Source organism: Paraburkholderia sp. J7 (assembly GCF_905220155.1).
GTDB lineage: Bacteria > Pseudomonadota > Gammaproteobacteria > Burkholderiales > Burkholderiaceae > Paraburkholderia.
In genome coordinates this window covers 225,735-248,181 of sequence record NZ_CAJMYZ010000006.1, presented here as the reverse complement: position 1 = coordinate 248,181, position 22,447 = coordinate 225,735, and the positions used below count along the sequence as shown (strand labels likewise).

Below are 22,447 nucleotides of genomic sequence, written 5' to 3'. Positions count from 1 at the left end.
GATGACGTCGACGCCTGCTGCCGCTTCGCTGGCCCACGGGCTCTCCGAGCCTTCGCGCTGGGTGCGCCGCTGGGCGCACCTGATCGCACCCGGCGGCACGGTGCTCGACGTGGCCTCCGGCGCGGGCCGGCACACCCGCTGGCTCGCGGGGAAGGGCCATCCGGTCACGGCGCTCGACCGCGATGCCGCCGCGCTTGCCACGCTGCATGACGTGGCGGGCGTTGCGACATTAGAGTGCGACCTCGAAGGCGCGCCCTGGCCGCTCGCGGCGGATGCCCGTTTTGCCGCCGTGGTCGTCACGAACTACCTGCACCGCCCGCTCATGCCGCGTCTCATTGACGCGCTGGCGCCGGGCGGCGTCCTGATCTACGAAACCTTCGCGCAGGGCAACGAAACGGTCGGCAAGCCATCGAACCCCGCTTTCCTGCTGGTTCCCGGCGAGTTGCTGGCAGTCTGCACGCCCGCGCTGCGGGTAATCGCCTATCAGGACGGATTTCTTTCGCAGCCGCGTGAGGCGTATATTCAGCGCATCTGCGCGGTACGGGAAAAAACGACCTCAGCGTCCCCCGAAAGAGCCGGTAATGTTCCCGAGAACCAGGTACTACCCGTAACGCGTTACGATCTGACCGGCTAATCCGCTACAATCGCGGTTTAACCGACTCATTTTTCTGGCGTTTCATGGCTAACGGCACTCAGGACGGCATTACGCTGCAAGGCAGCATTCCCGCGATCGTCACCCCCATGCACGAAGACGGCAGTCTCGACCTGCCGGCATTCCGCAAACTGATCGACTGGCACGTAGAAGAGGGGACGGATGCCCTCGTCGTCGTCGGTACGAGCGGGGAGTCCGCCACGCTTGACGTCGAAGAGCACATCCTGATGATCAAGACGGCGGTCGAGCACGCTGCCGGCCGTATGCCGATCATCGCGGGCGCCGGCGGCAATTCCACCGCCGAAGCCATCGAACTCACGAAGCACGCAAAGGAAGTCGGCGCGCAGGCGTCGCTCCAGGTCGTGCCCTATTACAACAAGCCGACCCAGGAAGGCATGTACCGTCACTTCGCGAAGATCGCGGAGGACGTGGATCTGCCGGTCATTCTCTACAACGTGCCGGGCCGTACGGTCGCGGACATGGCGAACGAGACCATCCTGCGTCTGGCCGAAGTGTCGGGCATCATCGCGGTGAAGGAAGCGACGGGTAACATCGACCGCGCTGCGCACCTCATCAAGCATGCGCCGAACGGCTTCAAGATTTTCAGCGGCGACGATCCCACGGCGATCGCGCTGATGCTGCTCGGTGGCCACGGCAATATTTCGGTGGCCGCGAACGTTGCGCCGCGCCAGATGAGCGACCTGTGCAAGGCCGCGCTCGCCGGCGACGTCAAGACGGCGCGCGCGATCCATATGAAGCTGTTGTCGCTTCACAAGAACCTGTTCATCGAATCGAATCCGATTCCGGTGAAGTGGGCGCTGCAGGAACTCGGCCGCATCGAAGGCGGCATCCGACTGCCGCTCACGCCGCTCGACGCGCGCTACCACGACGTGGTGCGTGCCGCGCTGCGCGAAGCCGGTCTGGCTGGCTGATCCGATCAGCCAGTCGCCGATTTTTCAACCGACGCCGCCACGGCCCAGCCGCCCAATCACTGAAAGACCTCGGACCGACCTCGGACCGACCGTCTCGCAGAGCAAGGCTTAGCGTTCCCGTATCACACGAAGGCCCACATGAAACGTTCCGCTTTTTCCCTCCACGCAACCCGCATGGCGGTGCTGGCGCTTGCACTTGGCTCGCTCGCAGGCTGCGAGTCGCTGAACGACATGTTCGCGTCCGATCGCGTGAACTACAAGGACACGCCGACCGCGCCGCCGCTGAACGTGCCGCAGGATCTGTCGTCGGCGCCGAGCGACCAGAAGTACGTTGCGCCGCCGCCCACGGTCACGCTTGGCGGTGCTGCCCAGCGCACGGTCACGCCGGCCGGCAACGCCACGCTCGGCGTGCCGAGTACGCAGGATCCGTTCGGCATGCACGTCGAGCGCGACGGCGACCGCCGCTGGCTCGTGGTGGACGGCCGCTCGCCGGACGACGTCTGGCCGCAGCTGCAGGAATTCTGGACGGAAAACGGCTTCACGCTGACGACCGACTCGCCGTCCACGGGCATCATGACGACCGATTGGGCGGAAAACCGCGCCAACATTCCGGACGACTGGTTCCGCCGCACGATTGGCCGCGTGATCGACTTCGCGTACTCGTCGGGCACGCGCGATCGCTTCCGCGTGCTGGTCTCGCGTGGCCCGGACGGTCAGACGGATATTTCCGTCACGCATAACGCGATGGAAGAAGTGCTGACGGGCCAGGACAAGACCGGCTCGAAGTGGGTGGAGCGTCCGCGCGATCCGGCGCTCGAAGCCGCGTTCCTCGCGAAGATCATGCAGAAGTTTGGCCTGACCGACGCACAGTCCAAGCAACTTTTGACCGATGCGCGTCCGTCGACGGCGGGCGTCAAGGTCGCCGCCGGTCCTGACGGCACGACGCTCGATCTGCCCGAAGCGTTCGACACCGCGTGGCTGCGCGTGGGCCTCGCGCTCGACCGCACGAACTTCACGGTCGACAACCGCGACCGCGAGAAGGGCCTCTACTACGTGCGCTACGCCGACTCGATGCAGGAGCTCAAGGGCGACGGCCTGCTCGGCAAGCTTTTCTATAACCCGAAGAAGGCTGCGAAGGATCAGGGTCCGGAATACGTCGTGGCGGTTCGCTCGACGGGCAATTCGACTCAGGTTGCCGTGGTCGACCAGACCGGCCGCATCGACACGTCCTCGGACGCGCAACGTATCGTTTCCGCGCTCCATGCGCAGCTGAACTGACGTGCGCTGATATGCGATTTGCGAGCCTCGGCAGCGGCAGCGAGGGCAACGCACTGGTCGTAGAAGCAGGCAGCGGCACGACGCCTACGCGCGTGCTGCTCGACTGCGGATTCTCAGCGAAAGAAGTCGAGCGGCGCCTCGCCCGCGCGGGGCTGGCCGCCGACTCGCTCACCGCGATTCTCATTACCCACGAACACAGCGACCACATCGGCAGTGCGCTCACACTGGCGCGCCGCTGGTCGATTCCGCTCTACATGAGCTGGGGCACCGCGCAGGCCGTCGGCGCCGACGATGCCGCAGGCGTCGAACTCAACGTGTTGTGGGGCGATGAAGCAGTCGAAATTGGCGAACTTGGCGTGTTGCCCTACACGGTGCCGCACGACGCCCGCGAGCCGCTGCAGTTCGTGTTCAGCGACGGCGCGAGCCGGCTTGGCGTGCTGACCGACGTCGGCGAATCGACATTGCATATCAGTAGCGTGCTGAGCGGTTGTGACGCACTCGTGCTCGAATGCAACCACGACCTCGAGATGCTCGCGGCGAGCCGCTATCCCGCATCGCTGAAGGCGCGTATTGGCGGGTCGCATGGTCACCTGAACAACGAGGCGGCCGGCGACATCCTCGCGGGGCTCGATCGTACGAAGTTGCGGCATTTGATCGCCGCGCACCTGAGCCAGCAGAACAACACTCCCGAGCTTGCGCGCGCGGCGATGGCCGCGGTTATGGGAAACGCCGCGACGGAAATCGGGGTCGCCTCGCAAGCCGAAGGATTTGACTGGATCGCGCTCTAAGTCCTGCGCTCGCCTGGCAACCAAACGAGTGGACGAAAAAAAGCCCATGACGAAAGTCATGGGCTTTTTGCATGGTGAGGCCGGCGATCTGTCGATCCGGCCCCGCCAGGGTTTGGTTGCGCTTTAGTTGCGATTGCCGCCGAAGATGCCGAGGATGGCGAGCAGGTTCGTGAACACGTTATAGAGGTCCAGATAGATCGCGAGCGTCGCCGAGATGTAGTTCGTCTCGCCGCCGTTCACGACGCGCTGCACGTCGAACAGCATGTAGGCCGAGAAGATTGCGATGGCGAGCACCGAAACCGTCAGCATCAGCGCGGGCAGTTGCAGGAACATGTTCGCGACGCCGGCCAGCAGGATCACGATCACGCCCATGAAGAGCCACTTGCCGAGGCCCGAGAAGTCACGCTTGCTGACCGTGGCGATGGTGGCCATGGCGGTGAAAATGATGCCGGTGCCGCCGAATGCGAGCATGATGAGCTGCGGGCCGTTCGAGAAGCCGAGGATGAACGACAGCAGGCGCGAAAGCATCAGGCCCATGAAGAACGTGAAGCCGAGCAGCACGAACACGCCCACCGAGCTGTCCTTGGTGCGCTCGATTGCGAACATGAAGCCGAAAGCGATCGCGAAGAACGCGAGCAGGCTCATGGCCGGGCTGGTGGCAGCAAAAAGCGAGAAGCCGGTCGCGACGCCCACCCACGCGCCGAGCACCGTCGGCACCATCGACAGCGCGAGCAGCCAATAGGTGTTGCGCAGCACGCGGTTGCGGGTCTCCGCCGAGGTGACGGTGCCGCCGCGGCCGAAGTTATAGGGATACTCGTTCATGCTTTCTCCTTGCGTGAGACGCGTGGGTGAGGGTGCGCAGGTGCGCGGTCCGCTCCCCCATAAGATAAGTGTGCTGACCCAGAGTTTCAACGGGTTGCCACACAGTTTCCGTTATGTTTCTACAGCGCTTGCGTACAGACTATGCCGTCAATCTTAAGCCTCTCTGAAACCTGCGGCGGCGCGGCGCTTGTGTCTGAATTGCGCTCATTAGCGCCAGTTTGCCGGGCTATGAGGGTTCAATCGCAATCATACATGGGAACATGCTACAATTGCGGATTCATTTGAATCTGTAACCTCTTAATTTTTTGGAGCTTTTATGGCGATCGAACGCACCCTGTCGATTATCAAGCCGGACGCAGTGGCAAAGAACGTGATCGGCCAGATCTACAGCCGCTTCGAAAACGCTGGTCTGAAGGTCATTGCCGCCCGCATGGTCCACCTCTCGCGCGCTGACGCCGAGAAGTTCTACGCTGTTCACGCAGCGCGCCCGTTCTTCAAGGACCTCGTGGACTTCATGGTCTCGGGCCCGGTGATGATTCAAGCACTCGAAGGCGAGAACGCCATCCTGAAGAACCGCGATCTGATGGGTGCAACGGACCCGAAGAAGGCCGACAAGGGCACGATCCGCGCCGACTTCGCCGACAGCATCGACGCGAACGCCGTTCACGGTTCGGACGCCGCTGAAACGGCTGCCGTGGAAATCGCGTTCTTCTTCCCGCAAGTCAACGTCTACTCGCGCTAAGCACAGCGCGGGCAGATTGCAGTAGTAGCATAGGGTCGCGAACGGCGATGACGCTCACCGTCCAGTTCCCGGTGCCGCGCAAGTGCGCAGGCAGTTGGGCAACGCGGGCGGTGGGCGCGCTCTCGCACTGAAATGGCAGGATTCGATATGACGAGCAGTTCCACCGTCAACCTTCTCGATCTCGACGCCCAAGGGCTCGTCGCCTATTGCGAGAGCCTGGGCGAGAAGCCGTTTCGCGCCAAACAGCTTCAGCGCTGGATCCATCAGTACAACGCCGCCGACTTCGACGGCATGACGGATCTCGCCAAATCGCTGCGCGAGAAGCTCAAAGGGCGCGCCACCATCGGCATGCCCGGCATCATTAGCGACAACGTTTCCTCCGACGGCACGCGCAAATGGCTCGTGGATGTCGGCAACGGCAACGCGGTCGAAACCGTGTTCATCCCCGAAGACAACCGCGGCACGCTGTGCGTGTCGTCGCAGGCGGGATGCGCGGTCAATTGCCGGTTCTGTTCGACCGGCAAGCAAGGTTTTTCACGCAATCTCACCACGGCCGAAATCATCGGCCAGCTGCGCATGGCGGAGTTCGCCCTCCGTGCCTCGCTGCTCGGCGAGGCAGGCGGGCGCGCGACCGGCGGTGACGGCAAGGGCGAACGCGTTATCACGAACGTCGTGATGATGGGCATGGGCGAGCCGCTTCTGAACTACGACGCGGTCGTGCCGGCCATGCGCCTGATGCTCGACGACAACGCATACGGCCTGTCGCGCCGGCGTGTCACGCTCTCCACTTCGGGCGTCGTGCCGATGATGGACCGTCTCGGGGCCGAACTCCCCGTGGCGCTCGCCGTGTCCTTGCACGCACCGAACGACGCGCTGCGCGACGAACTCGTGCCGCTCAACCGCAAGTACCCGCTGCGCGAGTTGATGGCAGCTTGCCAGCGCTACCTGGAAGTCGCGCCGCGCGACTTCATCACGTTCGAGTACTGCATGCTCGACGGCGTCAACGACACCGAAAAGCACGCGCGCGAATTGCTCGCCGTCACGCGTGACGTGCCGTGCAAGTTCAATCTGATCCCGTTCAATCCGTTCCCCGAGTCGGGCTTGCTGCGCTCGAAATCGGACCAGATCAAGCGCTTTGCGCAGATTCTGATGGATGCGGGCGTCGTCACGACCGTGCGCAAGACCCGCGGCGACGACATCGACGCGGCCTGCGGCCAGCTCGCCGGCGAGGTGAAGGACCGCACGCGCCTTACCGAGCGCATGAGCCGGAACGCGGGCAAGGTCATCGAAGTACGGCCGGTTCGGCACTGAGCCGGCATGAGGAGGGCCCACGGCGGCGTGCGGGGGAAACGCGCGGTCGTAGGCGGTAGTAAAGAAACGTTGCAGAAGCGATCGCAAGCGGCCAAAGGTTTTACAACGTGGCCGCGCATTTTGTTATAAACGGTCTGCGAATCGGGTAGACGCGGGGCGGGACGTGCCCCACCGGTTCCAGTATGAAAAGAATCGACGCAAGGACTTTGGGATGAGCGAGCCGCAGCACCCTTTCGGGACAGACGGAACTGACAGCAACGCAGGTCGTTCGGCGCCGGGCGCGTCGCCCTCGCCGGTGCAGGCCGTGCCCGACACACTGGCTGCGGCCGGCGCGCGTCTTGCACAGCTGCGCGAGGCCAAGGGTTGGGCGATCGAAGATGTCTCGGCGCGCCTCAAAGTGGCGGTGTCGAAGCTGCGCGAACTCGAAGCGGGCGATCTCAGCCATCTGCCGGACACGACGTTCGCGCTGGGCGTGGTGCGCGCCTACGCGAAGCTGCTCGGCACCGATCCTGCGCCGTTCACGCAAGCGCTGCGCCGCGAGCGCGGCATTGCGCAGCCGGATCTGTCGATGCCCGCTTCGGCCGGCTCCGATCTGCCGCGCGGCCGCGTTTCCCTCTCGCTCGGCGGCGGTGGCGCACGTGCGCCGCGCCGTCGCGCCTCGTGGCTGTGGGGCGTGGCGATCATCGTGGTCGCGGTGCTCGCACTTTCCATGTGGCACACGAATAGTGGCGAATCGTCGGCGTGGTTTGCTCGCCTGAAGGCGATGGCAAATGGCGCGAGCGTGCAGCCGGGTGCGTCCTCGCCCACGGTGACGCAGGGCGCCGCGACCGGTAGCGAAGGCGCTTCGGCCGCGGAGGGCACCGATCAGCCGGCTACGCCGCAAGCCGGCGACGCAAACGATGCGGGCGACAACGCCAATGCCGCGCCCGATCAAGGCGCAGGCGCGAGCGCACCGCTTGCGGCGCCGCAGGCTACGCAACCGGCGCCACAGGCGACGCAGCCGGCAACGCAACCGGCAACGCAACCGGCTCAGCCGGCGCCCCAGGCCGCGAAGCCCGCCGCTGCAAGCGCAGCGCCGGCGGCTGCCGTTGCCAACGCGGCGAGCGCAGCGCACGCCCAGGCGGCGAGTGCAGCGGCCGCAGCGGCAGCGCAGAACGCGGCAGCCGACAACGGCGCGGACACTTCGACGTTCGCGATTCGCGTGACGCAGGACACCTGGGTCAGCGTGCGTCAGAAGGATGGCAAGGAAGTTTTCTCGGGCATGATCCACGGCAGCGACGCGCGTGAGATCACCGGCACCGAGCCGCTCAAGGTCACAGTGGGCAACAAGGCCGGCATCGAGTCGATGACCATCGACGGCCAGCCGGTCGACACGTCGAAGTACGCGTCGGCGCGCGGCAACGTTGCGCGCTTCGTGCTGCCCTGATCAAGACATGGCACGCGTCGCGGCCGGGCAAGTCTCCTTGCCTGCCGCGACGCTTTTTCAATTCACGCAGTGCCGTCGCCAACTAGCTGGCGATAAGCGCGCGTGAGGCGTAAATGGGTTTTTCGATGCAAAGCGAAACGCAATCCTCGACCAGCAACAGTCAGATCTGCTCGACCGAGCCGGTCCTCGGCGGCCACGCGCCGCGCCGCAAGTCGCATGCCGTGCATGTGCGCTGGGGCGGCCAGCTGGTGACGATCGGCGGCGACGCGCCGGTGCGCGTGCAGTCGATGACCAACACCGACACCGCGGACCCCATCGGCACCGCGATCCAGATCAAGGAGCTCGCGCAGGCGGGCTCGGAACTCGTACGTATCACGGTCAACACGCCGGAAGCCGCGGCGGCCGTGCCGTACATCCGCGAGCAGCTTGACCGCATGGGCGTGATGGTGCCGCTCGTCGGCGACTTCCACTACAACGGCCATCTGCTGCTGCGCGACTATCCCGCTTGCGCGGAGTCGCTCTCGAAGTACCGTATCAACCCGGGCAACGTGGGCCAGGGCGCGAAGCGCGACACGCAGTACGCGCAGATGATCGAAGCGGCCATCAAGTACGACAAGCCGGTGCGTATCGGCGTGAACTGGGGCAGCCTCGACCAGGACCTGCTCGCGCGCATGATGGACGAGAACGGCGCTCGCAAGGAGCCGTGGGAAGCGCAAAGCGTGATGTACGAAGCGCTCATTCAGTCGGCCATCGGCTCGGCGGAACGCGCAGTCGAACTCGGCCTTGGCCGCGACAAGATCATCCTGTCGTGCAAGGTGAGCGGCGTGCAGGACCTGATCGCCGTCTACCAGGAACTCGCAAAGCGCTGCGACTTCGCGCTGCACCTGGGTCTCACGGAAGCGGGCATGGGCTCGAAGGGCATCGTCGCTTCGACGGCGGCGCTTTCCGTGCTGCTCCAGCAGGGTATTGGCGACACGATCCGCATCTCGCTCACGCCGGAACCGGGCGGCGCGCGCACGGGCGAAGTCGTGGTCGGACAGGAAATCCTGCAGACCATGGGCCTGCGCTCGTTCACGCCGATGGTCATCGCTTGCCCCGGTTGCGGCCGTACGACCAGCACACTGTTCCAGGAACTGGCTTCGCAGATCCAGGGCTATCTGCGCGCGCAGATGCCGGTCTGGCGCGACGAGTATCCTGGCGTCGAGACGATGAATGTCGCTGTGATGGGCTGCATCGTGAACGGCCCGGGTGAGTCGAAGCACGCGAACATCGGCATCAGCCTGCCGGGTTCGGGCGAGAACCCCGCGGCGCCGGTCTTCATCGACGGCGAAAAGGTAAAGACGCTGCGCGGCGAGCGCATCGCCGAAGAATTCCAGCAGATCGTGAGCGACTACGTCGCGCGCAAGTACGGCAAGGCCGAAGCGACGAACTGAGCAGGGCGGCCGGGCCGCTCCTGGTTCGCTTGTGGCCGCTTGTGGTCACGATACGCACAACCGAATAAAGCCAATACGCAACGCAATGACTGAACAGAAACGCAAGCCCGAAAAGCTCACGGGCGTGAAGGGCATGAACGACATCCTGCCGCAGGAGGCAGGGCTGTGGGAATTCTTCGAAACCACGGTCAAGTCCATGCTTCGTTCGTACGGCTATCAAAATATCCGCACGCCGATCGTCGAGCATACGCAGCTCTTTACGCGCGGCATCGGTGAAGTGACCGACATCGTCGAGAAGGAGATGTACAGCTTCACCGACGCGCTCAACGGCGAGAACCTCACGCTGCGCCCGGAAGGCACGGCTGCGGCCGTGCGCGCGTCGATCGAGCACAACATGCTCTACGACGGTCCGAAGCGCCTGTGGTACATCGGCCCGATGTTCCGTCACGAGCGTCCGCAGCGCGGCCGCTATCGTCAGTTCCATCAGGTGGGCGTCGAGGCGCTCGGTTTCGCGGGTCCCGATGCGGACGCGGAAATCATCCTGATGTGCCAGCGCCTCTGGGACGATCTCGGCCTCGCCGGCATCAAGCTCGAGATCAACTCGCTCGGCGTGGCCGAAGAGCGTGCGGCGCATCGCGTCGAACTCATCAAGTACCTTGAGCAGCACGTCGATCTGCTCGACGAAGACGGCAAGCGCCGCCTCTACACGAACCCGCTGCGCGTGCTCGACACGAAGAATCCCGCGCTGCAGGAGATCGCAGACAAGGCGCCGAAGCTGATCGACTTCCTCGGCGAGGCTTCGCTCGCGCACTTCGAAGGGCTGCAGCGCATTCTCAAGTCGAACAACATTCCGTTCAAGATCAACCCGCGTCTCGTGCGCGGTCTCGATTACTACAATCTGACCGTGTTCGAATGGGTGACCGACAAGCTCGGCGCGCAAGGCACGGTCGCAGCGGGCGGCCGCTACGATCCGCTGATCGAGCAACTTGGCGGCAAGCCGACGGCGGCGTGCGGCTGGGCCATGGGCATCGAGCGCATTCTCGAATTGCTCAAGGAAGAAGACCTCGTGCCGGAAGAAGAAGGTTGCGATGTCTACGTTGTCCACCAGGGCGACGCCGCGCGCGAGAAGGCGTTCATCGTGGCGGAGCGTCTGCGCGACACGGGCCTCGACGTTATTTTGCATTGCAGTGCCGACGGTCAGAGCGCGAGCTTCAAATCGCAGATGAAGCGCGCAGATGCGAGCGGCGCGGCGTTTGCCGTGGTGCTCGGCGAGGACGAAGTGGCCAAGGGCGAGGCCGGTGTGAAGGCGCTGCGCGGCACGGCCGCGGAGGCCCGCAGCGAGCAACAAACGGTAGCGCTTGAGGACTTGACCGAATATCTGATCAATGCGATGGTTGCATCCGCCGAAGACGGCGACGATTAATAGGGCCGCCCCAACGGGCTGCCCGGTTCGCTGCGCATTCGAAAACAGGCTTCAGAATAAACGAGGAATCGCTACGCGATGAGTTACCACGACGAACAGGAATCGATCGAGAGCTTCAAGGCATGGTGGGGGCAGTGGGGTAACGCCGCTACGTGGGTCGTGCTGATCGTTCTGCTCGCGCTCGCAGCGTGGAACGGCTGGAACTTCTGGCAGCGCCGCCAGGCGGCTGAAGCCGCTGTGCTGTACGACCAGGTGCAACAGGCCGCGAACAGCAGCGACAAGGCCATGCTCACCCGCGTGGCGACCGACATGGAAGATCGCTTCGGCGGCACGGCGTACGCGCAGATGACTGCGCTCGGCGTGGCCAAGGCGCTCTATATGGCGGGCGACACGGCAGGCGCGAAGGCGCAGCTGCAATGGGCCGCCGATCACGCGAAGGACGACGAATTCCGCCAGATCGCGAAGCTGCGTCTCGCTTCGCTTCTGCTCGACGAAAAGGCCTACGATCAGGGCCTCGCGCTGATTCCGCAACCGGATTCGGGTCCGTTCAAGGGCATCGTGGCCGACGGCCGTGGCGATTTGCTGGCTGCGGCCGGCAAGCGCGACGACGCGCGCGCGTCCTACAAGCTGGCCCTCGACAGCCTGCCGAAGAGCGACGCTTCCGAGCGTCAGCTGATCCAGTTCAAGCTGGATGCGCTCGGCGGCTAATTCGCCGGCTAAGTTGCGAAGCGCGCCGTGCGTGCGCGCAGCATTGCGAAACTATTCAAACCAACTTCATTCATGCGTCGTTCACCGATGAATCTGCTGAAACGAACCGTTGTGCCCGTCGCTCTCGCGATGACCGTCCTGGCTCTCGCAGCCTGCTCATCGACGAAAGACGTGCGTCGCGTGCCGGTACCGCTGACCGATTTCAAGCAGGCGCTGGATGTCCAGCAAGTGTGGAAGTCGAGCGTCGGCAAGGCCGGCCGCTATCTGTTCGCGCCGGTCGCGGTGGGCGACGCGATCTACGCAGCGGGCGAGAACGGCTCGGTCGCGAAGATCGACGCCGCGTCGGGCAAGGACATCTGGCGCACCAAGCTCAAGGACGACCTCTCGGCGGGTGTGGGCAGCGATGGCAATCTCACGGCGGTGGGCGGCCTGAAGGGCGATGTCTACGTGCTCGACTCGAACGGCAAGCTCTCGTGGCAGGCCAAGGCCCCGGGTGAAGTCATTTCGCCGCCGCTCGTCGGCAACGGCCTCGTGATCGTGCGCACGATCGACGGGCAGATCGTCGCCTTCAACGGCCAGACGGGCGAGCAGAAGTGGCTCTACCGCAACCGCGCTGTGCCGCTGAATCTGCGTGTGTCGGCGGGCATGACGTTCGCGGGTGACCAGGCCGTGCTGGCCGGCTTCCCGGGCGGCTCGTTTGCCGCGATCAACCTGCAGACCGGCGACGCCTTCTGGGAAACGCCGGTTTCGTACCCGAAGGGCGTGACGGAAGTCGAGCGTATCAATGACGTGAGCGGTCCGCCCACGCTGGTGGGAGCCACGACCTGCGCAGTGACGTTCCAGGGGCAGGTTGGCTGCTTCGACGCCAATTCGGGTCGTCCGATGTGGCAAAAGGCGTTCTCGAGCACGAGCGGCATTGCTCAGGACGAGTCTACGGTGGTGGGTGGCGACGACTGGTCGGTCGTGAAGGCGTTCAGCGTGTCGACGGGCGAGCCGGCCTGGACGAACGAGAAGCTCAAGAGCCGCGACGTCAGCGTGCCTGCATTGCTGGGCCACGCGGTTGTGCTCGGCGACTTTGAGGGCTACGTCCATTTCCTCTCGCTCGACGACGGCAGCTTCGTCTCGCGCGTGAAGACCGACGGCAGCCCGATCACGGCCGCGCCGGTGCTCGCTGGCAACACGCTGGTCGTGCAGACGAAGGACGGCGACCTGTACGGTCTGCGTCCGCACTAAGTGGCGTTGGCTGCGGTAGCGCCTTCGGGGCGCGCCGCAGAGACACATGACGCCGGCTTGCGCGGCCGGCGTGCAAGGCAAGAAACGCGCATCGCCCCGCGCACTGCACGCATACGCAGTTGGCAGCGCCTCACGAGCGGTGCTCCGATGCATGCAGATGCTCGAGGTACCGGAGCCGGCAGGTTCCGATGCCTCACCCGCTGGCCGGCTCAAGCCGGCCATGCGCATTTTGGGACGGCGGCGCGCACGACCTCGTCGTTCATCCGCTGTTCACCCGCTGTTCACCGTTACCGCCCCATGGCGGTTGCGCGGCGTCCAGCCCCGGTCGCGTTGCGCTTTCGGCTCGGGGACGCGGCCCTGCTCGTGAATTTCGTGATAATTTGCAACTGATGCAGCCCCGCAGGCGCAGGGCTTGCCGCGCAGCGCGCCGGACTCTCCGGCGCTGCGCCTTACTGTAGAAAAGATCAGATGAAACCCGTAATCGCCCTCGTCGGGCGCCCCAATGTGGGGAAATCCACGCTGTTCAACCGGCTCACGCGTTCGCGCGATGCGCTGGTGGCCGACCTGCCTGGCCTCACGCGCGACCGTCACTACGGTGAAGGGCGCGTGGGCGAGCGCCCGTATCTCGTGGTCGACACCGGTGGCTTCGAGCCGGTCGCGAAGGACGGCATCCTGCACGAAATGGCGCGCCAGACGCGCCAGGCTGTGGAAGAGGCCGATATCGTCGTGTTCATTTGCGACGGCCGCAATGGACTCGCGCCCCAGGACAAACACATCGCCGATTACCTGCGCAAGACCGGCCGGCCGATCTTCCTTGTGGTGAACAAGGCAGAGGGCATGAAGTACAGCGCCGTGGCTGCCGACTTCTATGAACTCGGTCTCGGCGACCCGCGCGCGATTTCCGCGGCGCACGGCGACGGCGTGACGGAAATGATCAACGAGGCGCTCGAACAGGCGTACGCCGATCAGCCCGAGGAAAGCGAAGAGGACGCCGCCAAGCACGGGATCAAGATCGCGATCGTCGGCCGCCCCAACGTGGGCAAATCGACGCTCGTCAATACGCTGATCGGCGAAGACCGCGTGATCGCGTTCGACATGCCGGGCACGACGCGCGATTCGATCTACGTGGATTTCGAGCGCGGCGGCAAGAAGTACACGCTGATCGACACGGCAGGCTTGCGCCGCCGCGGCAAGGTGTTCGAAGCGATCGAGAAGTTCTCGGTGGTGAAGACGCTGCAGTCGATCGCCGACGCCAACGTGGTGATTCTGCTGCTCGATGCGCAGCAGGAAATCTCGGACCAGGACGCGCATATTGCGGGCTTCGTGGTGGAACAGGGTCGCGCGCTGGTGGTGGGCGTGAACAAGTGGGACGGCATGGACGACCACGCGCGCGAGCGCACCAAGCACCACCTGCAGCGCAAGCTGAAGTTCCTCGACTTCGCGGAAATGCGCTTCATCTCGGCGACGGAGAAGTTCGGCATCGGCCCGCTCATGCGTTCGGTGGACGACGCCTATGCCGCCGCCATGGCGAAGCTGCCCACGCCGAAGCTCACGCGCGCGCTCATCGAAGCCGTGGAGTTCCAGCAGCCGCGCCGCCGCGGCCCGGTGCGTCCGAAGCTGCGCTATGCGCACCAGGGGGGACAGAACCCTCCGATTATCGTCATTCACGGCAACGCACTCGACGCCGTGACGGAAACCTACAAGCGCTATCTGGAGAACCGTTTCCGGGAAACTTTCTCGCTCACCGGCACTCCATTGCGCATAGAGTTTCGCTCCTCGACGAATCCCTATACCGAGAAAAACTAGGCTGTTGCTGAATAGCGTTCGCTACCCCGCAAAGGCCGCCTGGCCGAACCGCCAGGAACCGCGCGGGGGAACGAGAATCGGCTATAGTGTAGCGATTGGTGGTGGATTTCTTTTTCTTCATCCCAATATAAGTTAAACCTGCAAAAAAATACGGAGTTTGCTATGAGCAACAAAGGGCAATTGTTACAAGACCCGTTTCTGAACGCGCTGCGCAAGGAGCACGTGCCTGTTTCGATCTATCTGGTCAACGGCATCAAGCTTCAAGGGAACATCGAATCGTTCGACCAGTACGTCGTGTTGCTCCGTAATACGGTTACGCAAATGGTTTACAAGCACGCCATCTCCACGGTGGTTCCGGCCCGTCCGGTGAATTTCCACCCGGATACGGAAGCGTCCTGACCCATGACGCGGCCGGACCGGGGCGCCTCGCAGGCTGCTCTGGTCCGGCCGCTTTCATTTTGACATCCTCTAATTTGATCAACGCCGCACTCGTCGGCATCGACTTCGGCAAGACCGACTTCGAAGCCAGTCTCGAAGAACTCAGCCTGCTCGCTAAAAGCGCGGGCGCCACTCCTGCTGTCACGCTCACCGGGCGACGCTCCAGCCCCGACGCCGCCATGTTCATCGGTAGCGGCAAGGCCGAGGAACTGCGTCTCGCCTGCGAAGCGAACGACATCGAAATCGTCATCTTCAATCACGCGCTGTCGCCCGCCCAGCAACGCAATCTGGAGCGCGCGCTCAATCGTCGCGTGGTCGACCGCACGAGCCTGATCCTCGACATCTTCGCCCAGCGCGCCCGCAGCCATGAAGGCAAGCTGCAGGTCGAACTCGCGCAGCTGCAATACCTCGCCACGCGCCTCGTGCGCGCCTGGACTCACCTTGAGCGCCAGAAGGGCGGTATCGGCCTGCGCGGCCCGGGTGAAACGCAGCTCGAAACCGACCGCCGGCTGATCGGCGAGCGCATCAAGATGCTGCAGGGCAAGCTTGCGAAGCTGCGTCGCCAGCACGGCACGCAGCGGCGTCAGCGCGAGCGCACCCGCACGATGTCGGTGTCGCTCGTGGGCTATACGAACGCGGGCAAGTCCACGCTCTTCAATGCGCTCACGAAGGCGCAGGCCTACGCCGCCGACCAGCTGTTTGCGACGCTCGACACGACCTCGCGGCGCCTCTGGCTCGGTGACGAAGTTGGCCAGATCGTGCTGTCCGATACTGTTGGGTTCATCCGCGAACTGCCTCACCAGCTCGTCGCCGCGTTTCGCGCGACGCTGCAGGAAACGGTTCAGGCCGACTTGCTGCTGCACGTGGTGGATGCGTCGAGCGCCGTGCGTCTCGACCAGATCGACGAGGTGAACAAGGTGCTGCGCGATATCGGCGCGGACACGATCCGTCAGGTGCTGGTCTTCAACAAGATCGACTCGGTGCCGGAACTGGCGGCCCGTGGCGGAACGGTCGAGCGTGATGAATATGGTAATATTTCGCGCGTCTTTTTGAGCGCGCGCACGGGCGTCGGACTGGATGCGCTGCGCTCCGCCATCGCCGAAATCGCGACTGCCGAGCCGCTTGCCGACGCGCCGCAGTCCCTGGCCGCAGACTGGAGCGCGGTGCAGGAAGAACCTCGCTGGGAACCCGAACACGAGCGCTGAAGCGCGCCCGGCTTTGCCTTGCACGCAAGGCCGGCCCCGCGGCTCCGATGGAATCCGCACGCAATTGACCCGCTGTCTACTCTGGTGAACGAACACAGGTGAACGATTACAACAAGCGGACTGGCTGGCAGCGCGCGCGCGCCATTTTCTCGTTGAACGACCCGCGTTGGGGTCGAGGCGACGGCAATGGCCAGCGTTCTGACGACGGGCGTCGCCCGCCGGGCAACAAGGGTGACAACGGCGACAAGGGAGACGGTCCGCCGGATCTCGACGAAATGTGGCGCGACTTCAACCGCCGCGTGTCCGCTTTCTTCGGCCGCAAGGGCAAGGGGCAGGGTGGCTTCGGGCCGCGCCCGGACAACGGCCACGGCGCGCGCATCGGCGTGGGCATCGTAATCGGCGTGCTCATTGCGATCTACGTGGGCAGTGGCGTGTTCGTCGTCCAGGAAGGGCAGGCCGGCGTCGTGCTGCAGTTCGGCCAGTATCGCCACACGGTGGGTCAGGGCGTGCACTGGCGCATGCCGTATCCGTTCCAGACGCATGAAATCGTCAATGTCGGGCAGATCCGCACCGTCGAGATCGGCCGCAACAACCTCGTGCGCCCGGCAAACGTGAAGGACGCCGCGGTCATCACGCACGACGGCGACATCCTCAACGTGCGCTTTACCGTGCAGTACCAGGTCAAGCAGCCGACCGACTATCTGTTCCGCAGCGTCGATCCCGACCTCACCGTCACGCAGGCCGCGCAGGCGGCGGTGCGCACCGTGGTGGGCGCGCGCAGCACGAATGACATGCTTTACGCCGACCGCGAGCCAATTCGCGCCCAACTCGCCGACACGATCCAGCACGCGCTCGACGAGTACAAGACGGGCCTCGGCGTGACCGGCGTGGCGATCCAGAGCGTCTCGGCGCCCGATCAGGTGCAGGCGGCACTCGACGACGAAGCCAAGGCGCGCCAGGACCGCGACCGCGCGAAGCGCGACGCCCAGGCCTATGCCGACCAGCTGCTGCCGCGCGCGCAGGCGGACGCGGCGCGTCTCATCGACGAAGCCAAGGCGTACAGCGAACGTGTGGTGTCGCAGGCACAGGGCGATGCGCAACGATTCACGCAGGTCTACGAACAATATGCGAAGGCGCCGGCTGTGATTCGCGAGCGCATGTATCTCGAGACGATGCAGCACATCTATTCGAATGCGACGAAGGTGTTCGTCGACAGCAAGTCGGGCAACAACGTGATTAATCTGCCGCTCGACAAGCTCGTCGACATGACACGTCAGCGCGCCGCCGTGGCGGCGGGCGCAACGGGCGCGGCTGCGGCCTCGGCTTCGGCTTTGGCTTCGAGCGCCGGTGCGGCAACGGCCGGCGCGGCTTCGGACGCCAACGCGGCCTCCGCTCCGACAGCGGGCAGCGACTCACAGCAAGGCGCACAGCAGCAAGGTGCGCAGCAGGGCGCCCAGCAGCAGGGCGCGGCTCCCGCAACCACGGCCAGCGACGCGGCAGCTGCCGCGAGCGACGCCTTCCGTTCGCGCGATGCGTTCCGCTCGCGCGGCCGCGAAAGCGACGTGCAATAAGGGGAGCGTCACTATGAACAAGATCATTGCGCTCGTCGTTGCCGTCGTGGTTGTCGTGCTGGTTGCGTCGTCGGCCGTCTTCATGGTCGATCCGCGCCACGTCGCCATCATTTCCTCGTCGGGCGGGGCCAACGCCACGCTCGCAGGTCCTGGGCTGCACGTGAAGCTGCCGCCGCCGTTCCAGACCGCCACGTTCATCGACACGCGCATTCAGGCGTTCGATGCGCCCGATGCCGACCGTTACACGACGTCGGACAAGACCGAGCTGCTCGTGAACCCGGTCGTGCGTTATCGCATTTCCGATCCGCTCAAGCTGTTCGCGGCCACGAAGGGCGATGCACAGACGCTTTCCGACCGCCTCGCGTCGCTGTCGCGCGACGCGCTCGGCGACGCGATCTCGAAAGTCACGCTCACCGAGGCGCTGGCGCAGCAGGAAGCCATTGCCAACGGCGCGCGCGACGCGCTCAGACAAAGCGCGGCGCCGCTCGGCATCGACGTGATCGCGATTGAACTCACGCGCGTCGATTACCCGCCGGAACTGGCGCAAACGATCTTCAAGCGCATGAGCGCCGCACGCGAGCAGGCCGCTGCCGAGATTCGCGAGAAGGGCGCGGCCGAGGCGCAGCAGATCAAGGACGACGCGCAGCGCAAGCAGCAGGGCGTGCTGGCCGACGCCTATGCGCAGGCGCAAGCGATCAAGGGCGAGGGTGACGGCAAGGCCGCCGCGATTGCCGCCGAGGCGTTCGGGCGCGACCCGGACTTCTACCGGTTCTATCAAAGCATGCTCGCTTACCGCGAGAGCTTCCGGCCCGGCGACGTCATCGTGGTCGACTCGTCGAGCGACTTCTTCCGCTTCATGCGCGGCCCGAACGGCGGCGCGAATGGCGGAGATAACGCTTCGGCTTCCGCCACCCCGCGCAAACACTAGACAAAACGAGACATACGCGCCGCGCACTGCGCGGCGTCTTTCTTCGCATGGACATAGCTGGCTCCCTCTTGCTCGCGATCGCGCTGATGCTGATTATCGAGGGCATGTTCCCGTTCGTTTTTCCGACGGCGTGGCGTGACACATTCCGTAAAATCGCGGAACGGCCGCCGCATCACATCAGGATCGGCGGGCTCATCGTGATGGGGCTCGGCCTCGTACTGCTGATGCTGGCGACCTGACAGCTTCGTGCCGCCGCTGTCTTCAGATGTGGTGTGCGATGGGCGTTTTTTGACGGATTCCGAATTACCGGGCCGCGTGGCGCTTCGCTGCGCGTGGCCCTCATTGTGGTAGGACTCAACCGATGTCGACCTGGTTACTCCCCGAGAATATTGCGGACGTGCTGCCGTCCGAAGCGCGCAAGATCGAAGAGCTGCGCCGCCGCCTGCTCGATCGTTTCCGCGCCTATGGCTACGAAATGGTCATGCCGCCGTTGCTCGAGTATCTCGAGTCGTTGCTCGTGGGCAGCGGGCGCGATCTGAACCTGCGCACGTTCAAGCTCGTCGACCAGCTCTCGGGCCGCACGCTCGGCCTGCGCGCCGACATGACGCCGCAGGTCGCGCGCATCGACGCGCACCTGTTGAACCGCCAGGGCGTGACGCGCCTGTGCTACGCGGGCAACGTGCTGCACACGCGCCCGCGCGGCCTGCATGCCACGCGCGAACAGATCCAGACCGGCGCCGAAATCTACGGTCACGCGGGCCTCGAAGCCGACCTCGAAATCCAGCAGCTGATGCTCGATGCGCTGCGCCTCGCGGGCCTCGCGAAGGTGCGCCTCGACCTCTCGCACGCGGGCGTGCTCGCGGCGATCTTCGAAGCGGACCCGGCTGCGGCTGCACTCGGCGATGCCTTGTATGAAGCACTCGCCGGCAAGGACGTGCCGCGCCTCGCGGAGCTCACGCAGAACCTCGAAGCCGCCACGCGCGACGCTTTGCGCGCGCTGCCGTCGCTCTACGGCGACGCGAACGTGATCGACGAGGCGCGCGCGCGTCTGCCGGCGCTGCCGGGCATTGCGCGAGCGCTCGACGACCTCGCGTTCCTCGTGCGCCAGATCGAGGGTGCGGAGCTGATGCTCGACCTCGCCGATCTCGGCGGCTACGCGTACCACAGCGGCGTGATGTTCTCCGCCTACGTGGACGGCGTGCCGAACGCCGTGGCCCGTGGCGGCCGTTACGACAAGGTGGGTGAGGCCTATGGCCGCGCCCGCGCGGCAACGGGCTTCTCGCTCGATTTGCGCGAAGTGGCGCGTATTTCCCCGGTCGAAGCGCGCAGCAGCGCGATCCTCGCGCCGTGGCGCCATGACGAGGCGCTGCGCGCCGCCGTCGCCGCGCTGCGCGATGCGGGCGAGGTCGTGATCCAGGCGCTGCCGGGCCACGAGCACGACATGGACGAGTTCGCCTGCGACCGCGTGCTCATCGAGCGCGACGGCGTCTGGGTCGTCGAAAAACACGCCTGATACTGCACTGGGGCGGCCATTCGCGCCGCCCGCGAAGCGGCCGCGCAGCCGTGCCAAAGCACGCTTCGCTTCGCGCATGCCGTTGAGTGCAAAAGGAAATTCCGCGAATTTCGGGAAAAAAAGGCGGCCTTGCCGCTGAACCCAGGTAAAATACGTTTTTAACCAGCTAACGAAACACCATGTCTGCCAGCGCAGTGAATGTAACCCCGGGGCGCAATGTCGTCGTCGTGGGCACCCAATGGGGCGATGAAGGCAAGGGCAAGATCGTCGACTGGCTGACGGACCACGCGCAAGGCGTGGTGCGTTTCCAGGGCGGTCACAACGCCGGCCACACACTCATCATCGGCGGCAAGAAGACCATTCTCCGGCTGATCCCGTCGGGCATCATGCGTGCCGGCGTCGCCTGCTACATCGGCAACGGCGTGGTGCTCTCGCCCGAAGCGCTTTTCAAGGAAATCGGCGAGCTCGAAGAAGCGGGCATCGACGTCCAGAAGCGCCTGTTCATCTCCGAAGCCACCACCCTCATCCTGCCGTACCACATCGCCATCGACCAGGCGCGCGAAGCCAAGCGCGGCGCCGCGAAGATCGGGACGACGGGTCGCGGCATCGGTCCGGCCTACGAAGACAAGGTGGCGCGCCGCGGTCTGCGCGTGCAGGACCTGTTCGAGCCGGAAAACTTCGCCGCTCGCCTGCGCGAGAACCTCGACTACCACAACTTCGTGCTCACGCAGTACCTGGGCGCGCCGGCCGTGGACTATCAGCAAACGCTCGACACGATGCTCTCGTACGCCGAGCGTCTGAAGCCGATGGTCACGGACGTTTCGCGACGTCTGTACGACGTGAACAACGAAGGCGGCAACCTGCTGTTCGAAGGTGCACAGGGCACGCTGCTCGACATCGACCACGGCACCTATCCGTTCGTCACATCGAGCAACTGCGTCGCGGGTGCAGCTTCGGCCGGCGCGGGCGTCGGTCCGCAAAAGCTGAATTACGTGCTCGGCATCACCAAGGCGTATTGCACGCGCGTCGGTTCGGGCCCGTTCCCGAGCGAACTGTACGACGCCGACAACGCCGATCGCCAGGAAGAAGTGGGCCTCACGCTCGCGAAGGTCGGCAAGGAATTCGGTTCGGTCACGGGCCGTCCGCGCCGCACCGGCTGGCTCGACGCTGCTGCACTGCGCCGCTCGATCCAGATCAACGGCGTGACGGGTCTGTGCATCACGAAGCTCGACGTGCTCGACGGTCTCGACGAAGTGAAGCTCTGCGTCGGCTACAAGGTCGATGGCAAGGACGTGGACATTCTGCCGCGCGGCGCCTCGCAAGTGGCTGCGTGCGAGCCGGTCTACGAGACGTTCGAAGGCTGGAACGAAAGCACCATCGGCATCACGCAGTTCGACGCGCTGCCCAAGAGCGCGCAGGCGTATCTCACGCGCGTGCAGGAAGTCGCCGGTGTGCCGATCGATATGGTTTCGACGGGCCCGGATCGCGACGAAACGATCCTGCTGCGTCATCCGTTCAAGGTCTAAGTAGCAAGAAGGCAGAAGCAAAAATGATTCAAATGATGGACCCGCGCAACGACGACAAGAACCTGTGGGTCGGCTGGGATGAGTATCACCGGCTGATCGAACTGCTCGCGCTCAAGGTGCACGAGTCGCGCTGGAAGTTCGACCAGATCCTGTGTCTCGCGCGCGGGGGCTTGCGCGTGGGCGACCAGCTCTCGCGCATCTACGATCTGCCGCTGGCGATCCTCGCAACCAGCTCGTACCGCGAAGCCGCAGGTACGGAGCAAGGCGATCTCGACATCGCGCAGTACATCACGATGACGCGCGGTCACCTGGAAGGCAACGTGCTGCTAGTCGACGACCTCGTCGATTCGGGCGTCACGCTTGCCCGCGTGCAGGAGCACCTCAAGGAGCGTTACCCGGCCGTGACCGGCGTGCGCTCGGCGGTGCTCTGGTACAAGGGCTGCTCGAAGGTGACACCGGACTATTTCGTCCAGCATCTGCCGACCAATCCGTGGATTCACCAGCCGTTCGAGGAGTGGGACACGGTGCGCCCGCACAATCTCGGTGCGTGGATCAAGCGTGGTCTGCAGCAGGCGCAAGCGGCGCAGAAGTAAGCAGGGGTTATGCCGCCGCCAGGGTTTTCGGACCCGTGGCGCGCTGATCCAGAGACGGAGCCTTTATGGCTCCGTTTTTTTTGCGTATCGCCCACGTTCCCTGGCGGCAGCGCAGGCGG

The 22,447-nt window shown here is 64.8% G+C and carries 21 protein-coding genes; 20 read left to right on the top strand and 1 reads right to left on the bottom strand.

Features of this window, described 5'->3' with window-relative positions; translation table 11 throughout:
• The first annotated feature begins 1 nt into the window (after nucleotide 1).
• The 4 genes from U5A58_RS12445 (at nucleotide 2) to U5A58_RS12430 (ending at nucleotide 3,650) form a co-directional block, all read left to right on the top strand.
• Complete coding sequence (locus tag U5A58_RS12445) at nucleotides 2-634, top strand: class I SAM-dependent methyltransferase (protein WP_321961652.1); 633 nt, start codon at nucleotides 2-4, stop codon at nucleotides 632-634.
• Nucleotides 635-678: 44 nt separating this feature from the next.
• Nucleotides 679-1,584 carry a 4-hydroxy-tetrahydrodipicolinate synthase gene (gene dapA / locus U5A58_RS12440; RefSeq protein WP_321961651.1) on the top strand — a complete coding sequence of 302 codons (906 nt, stop codon included), beginning with the start codon at nucleotides 679-681 and terminating at the stop codon, nucleotides 1,582-1,584.
• Nucleotides 1,585-1,722: 138 nt separating this feature from the next.
• The gene (bamC, locus tag U5A58_RS12435) at nucleotides 1,723-2,862 is read left to right on the top strand and encodes an outer membrane protein assembly factor BamC (RefSeq protein WP_321908919.1); all 1,140 of its coding nucleotides are present in this window, start codon (nucleotides 1,723-1,725) and stop codon (nucleotides 2,860-2,862) included.
• Between the two features lie 11 nt (nucleotides 2,863-2,873).
• Nucleotides 2,874-3,650, top strand: a complete 777-nt coding sequence (locus tag U5A58_RS12430; RefSeq protein ID WP_321961650.1) for an MBL fold metallo-hydrolase — start codon at nucleotides 2,874-2,876, stop codon at nucleotides 3,648-3,650.
• A 123-nt stretch (nucleotides 3,651-3,773) separates the two neighbouring features.
• On the opposite strand, the gene U5A58_RS12425 is transcribed toward U5A58_RS12430, so the two are convergent.
• Nucleotides 3,774-4,472: a Bax inhibitor-1/YccA family protein gene (locus U5A58_RS12425; RefSeq protein ID WP_158757600.1), complete on the bottom strand. Its 699-nt coding sequence runs from the start codon at nucleotides 4,470-4,472 to the stop codon at nucleotides 3,774-3,776.
• Between the two features lie 316 nt (nucleotides 4,473-4,788).
• On the opposite strand from U5A58_RS12425, the gene ndk reads away from it, so the two are divergent.
• The 16 genes from ndk (at nucleotide 4,789) to U5A58_RS12345 (ending at nucleotide 22,328) form a co-directional block, all read left to right on the top strand.
• Nucleotides 4,789-5,214 (top strand): nucleoside-diphosphate kinase, encoded by a 426-nt coding sequence (ndk, locus tag U5A58_RS12420; protein WP_321908916.1) that lies wholly within the window; start codon nucleotides 4,789-4,791, stop codon nucleotides 5,212-5,214.
• 147 nt (nucleotides 5,215-5,361) lie between these two features.
• Nucleotides 5,362-6,525: a 23S rRNA (adenine(2503)-C(2))-methyltransferase RlmN gene (rlmN, locus tag U5A58_RS12415; protein ID WP_321961649.1), complete on the top strand. Its 1,164-nt coding sequence runs from the start codon at nucleotides 5,362-5,364 to the stop codon at nucleotides 6,523-6,525.
• Between the two features lie 211 nt (nucleotides 6,526-6,736).
• Nucleotides 6,737-7,951 carry a RodZ domain-containing protein gene (locus tag U5A58_RS12410; RefSeq protein WP_321961648.1) on the top strand — a complete coding sequence of 405 codons (1,215 nt, stop codon included), beginning with the start codon at nucleotides 6,737-6,739 and terminating at the stop codon, nucleotides 7,949-7,951.
• A 125-nt stretch (nucleotides 7,952-8,076) separates the two neighbouring features.
• A complete protein-coding gene (ispG, locus tag U5A58_RS12405) occupies nucleotides 8,077-9,384 on the top strand; it encodes a flavodoxin-dependent (E)-4-hydroxy-3-methylbut-2-enyl-diphosphate synthase (RefSeq protein ID WP_321961745.1) in 1,308 nt (435 codons plus the stop codon).
• 85 nt (nucleotides 9,385-9,469) lie between these two features.
• Nucleotides 9,470-10,807 (top strand): histidine--tRNA ligase, encoded by a 1,338-nt coding sequence (gene hisS / locus U5A58_RS12400; RefSeq protein ID WP_321908911.1) that lies wholly within the window; start codon nucleotides 9,470-9,472, stop codon nucleotides 10,805-10,807.
• A gap of 78 nt (nucleotides 10,808-10,885) precedes the next feature.
• Nucleotides 10,886-11,515, top strand: a complete 630-nt coding sequence (locus U5A58_RS12395) for a tetratricopeptide repeat protein (protein ID WP_321961647.1) — start codon at nucleotides 10,886-10,888, stop codon at nucleotides 11,513-11,515.
• 87 nt (nucleotides 11,516-11,602) lie between these two features.
• A complete protein-coding gene (gene bamB / locus U5A58_RS12390) occupies nucleotides 11,603-12,748 on the top strand; it encodes an outer membrane protein assembly factor BamB (protein WP_321961646.1) in 1,146 nt (381 codons plus the stop codon).
• 468 nt (nucleotides 12,749-13,216) lie between these two features.
• Nucleotides 13,217-14,554, top strand: coding sequence for a ribosome biogenesis GTPase Der (der, locus tag U5A58_RS12385; RefSeq protein WP_321908907.1), 1,338 nt, complete (start codon nucleotides 13,217-13,219; stop codon nucleotides 14,552-14,554).
• 162 nt (nucleotides 14,555-14,716) lie between these two features.
• On the top strand, nucleotides 14,717-14,953 hold the full coding sequence (gene hfq, locus U5A58_RS12380; protein ID WP_027793540.1) for an RNA chaperone Hfq: 237 nt from the start codon (nucleotides 14,717-14,719) through the stop codon (nucleotides 14,951-14,953).
• A 74-nt stretch (nucleotides 14,954-15,027) separates the two neighbouring features.
• Nucleotides 15,028-16,197 carry a GTPase HflX gene (hflX, locus tag U5A58_RS12375; RefSeq protein ID WP_321961645.1) on the top strand — a complete coding sequence of 390 codons (1,170 nt, stop codon included), beginning with the start codon at nucleotides 15,028-15,030 and terminating at the stop codon, nucleotides 16,195-16,197.
• Nucleotides 16,198-16,295: 98 nt separating this feature from the next.
• Nucleotides 16,296-17,768: an FtsH protease activity modulator HflK gene (hflK, locus tag U5A58_RS12370; RefSeq protein WP_321961644.1), complete on the top strand. Its 1,473-nt coding sequence runs from the start codon at nucleotides 16,296-16,298 to the stop codon at nucleotides 17,766-17,768.
• Nucleotides 17,769-17,781: 13 nt separating this feature from the next.
• Nucleotides 17,782-18,696, top strand: a complete 915-nt coding sequence (locus tag U5A58_RS12365) for a protease modulator HflC (protein ID WP_321908903.1) — start codon at nucleotides 17,782-17,784, stop codon at nucleotides 18,694-18,696.
• Between the two features lie 47 nt (nucleotides 18,697-18,743).
• Nucleotides 18,744-18,935 carry a DUF2065 domain-containing protein gene (locus U5A58_RS12360; protein WP_028210024.1) on the top strand — a complete coding sequence of 64 codons (192 nt, stop codon included), beginning with the start codon at nucleotides 18,744-18,746 and terminating at the stop codon, nucleotides 18,933-18,935.
• A 122-nt stretch (nucleotides 18,936-19,057) separates the two neighbouring features.
• Nucleotides 19,058-20,209: an ATP phosphoribosyltransferase regulatory subunit gene (locus U5A58_RS12355; protein WP_321961643.1), complete on the top strand. Its 1,152-nt coding sequence runs from the start codon at nucleotides 19,058-19,060 to the stop codon at nucleotides 20,207-20,209.
• Between the two features lie 179 nt (nucleotides 20,210-20,388).
• Nucleotides 20,389-21,735, top strand: a complete 1,347-nt coding sequence (locus tag U5A58_RS12350) for an adenylosuccinate synthase (RefSeq protein WP_321908899.1) — start codon at nucleotides 20,389-20,391, stop codon at nucleotides 21,733-21,735.
• A 23-nt stretch (nucleotides 21,736-21,758) separates the two neighbouring features.
• Nucleotides 21,759-22,328 carry a phosphoribosyltransferase gene (locus U5A58_RS12345; protein ID WP_321908898.1) on the top strand — a complete coding sequence of 190 codons (570 nt, stop codon included), beginning with the start codon at nucleotides 21,759-21,761 and terminating at the stop codon, nucleotides 22,326-22,328.
• Nucleotides 22,329-22,447: the final 119 nt, after the last annotated feature.

Excerpts from the sequence above, each read along its gene's own strand:
- U5A58_RS12445 (WP_321961652.1), top strand. The coding sequence starts at position 2 with ATGACGTCGACGCCTGCTGCCGCTTCGCTGGCCCACGGGCTCTCCGAG.
- dapA (WP_321961651.1), top strand. The coding sequence starts at position 679 with ATGGCTAACGGCACTCAGGACGGCATTACGCTGCAAGGCAGCATTCCC.
- bamC (WP_321908919.1), top strand. The coding sequence starts at position 1,723 with ATGAAACGTTCCGCTTTTTCCCTCCACGCAACCCGCATGGCGGTGCTG.
- U5A58_RS12430 (WP_321961650.1), top strand. The coding sequence starts at position 2,874 with ATGCGATTTGCGAGCCTCGGCAGCGGCAGCGAGGGCAACGCACTGGTC.
- U5A58_RS12425 (WP_158757600.1), bottom strand. The coding sequence starts at position 4,472 with ATGAACGAGTATCCCTATAACTTCGGCCGCGGCGGCACCGTCACCTCG.
- ndk (WP_321908916.1), top strand. The coding sequence starts at position 4,789 with ATGGCGATCGAACGCACCCTGTCGATTATCAAGCCGGACGCAGTGGCA.
- rlmN (WP_321961649.1), top strand. The coding sequence starts at position 5,362 with ATGACGAGCAGTTCCACCGTCAACCTTCTCGATCTCGACGCCCAAGGG.
- U5A58_RS12410 (WP_321961648.1), top strand. The coding sequence starts at position 6,737 with ATGAGCGAGCCGCAGCACCCTTTCGGGACAGACGGAACTGACAGCAAC.
- ispG (WP_321961745.1), top strand. The coding sequence starts at position 8,077 with ATGCAAAGCGAAACGCAATCCTCGACCAGCAACAGTCAGATCTGCTCG.
- hisS (WP_321908911.1), top strand. The coding sequence starts at position 9,470 with ATGACTGAACAGAAACGCAAGCCCGAAAAGCTCACGGGCGTGAAGGGC.
- U5A58_RS12395 (WP_321961647.1), top strand. The coding sequence starts at position 10,886 with ATGAGTTACCACGACGAACAGGAATCGATCGAGAGCTTCAAGGCATGG.
- bamB (WP_321961646.1), top strand. The coding sequence starts at position 11,603 with ATGAATCTGCTGAAACGAACCGTTGTGCCCGTCGCTCTCGCGATGACC.
- der (WP_321908907.1), top strand. The coding sequence starts at position 13,217 with ATGAAACCCGTAATCGCCCTCGTCGGGCGCCCCAATGTGGGGAAATCC.
- hfq (WP_027793540.1), top strand. The coding sequence starts at position 14,717 with ATGAGCAACAAAGGGCAATTGTTACAAGACCCGTTTCTGAACGCGCTG.
- U5A58_RS12365 (WP_321908903.1), top strand. The coding sequence starts at position 17,782 with ATGAACAAGATCATTGCGCTCGTCGTTGCCGTCGTGGTTGTCGTGCTG.
- U5A58_RS12360 (WP_028210024.1), top strand. The coding sequence starts at position 18,744 with ATGGACATAGCTGGCTCCCTCTTGCTCGCGATCGCGCTGATGCTGATT.
- U5A58_RS12355 (WP_321961643.1), top strand. The coding sequence starts at position 19,058 with ATGTCGACCTGGTTACTCCCCGAGAATATTGCGGACGTGCTGCCGTCC.
- U5A58_RS12350 (WP_321908899.1), top strand. The coding sequence starts at position 20,389 with ATGTCTGCCAGCGCAGTGAATGTAACCCCGGGGCGCAATGTCGTCGTC.
- U5A58_RS12345 (WP_321908898.1), top strand. The coding sequence starts at position 21,759 with ATGATTCAAATGATGGACCCGCGCAACGACGACAAGAACCTGTGGGTC.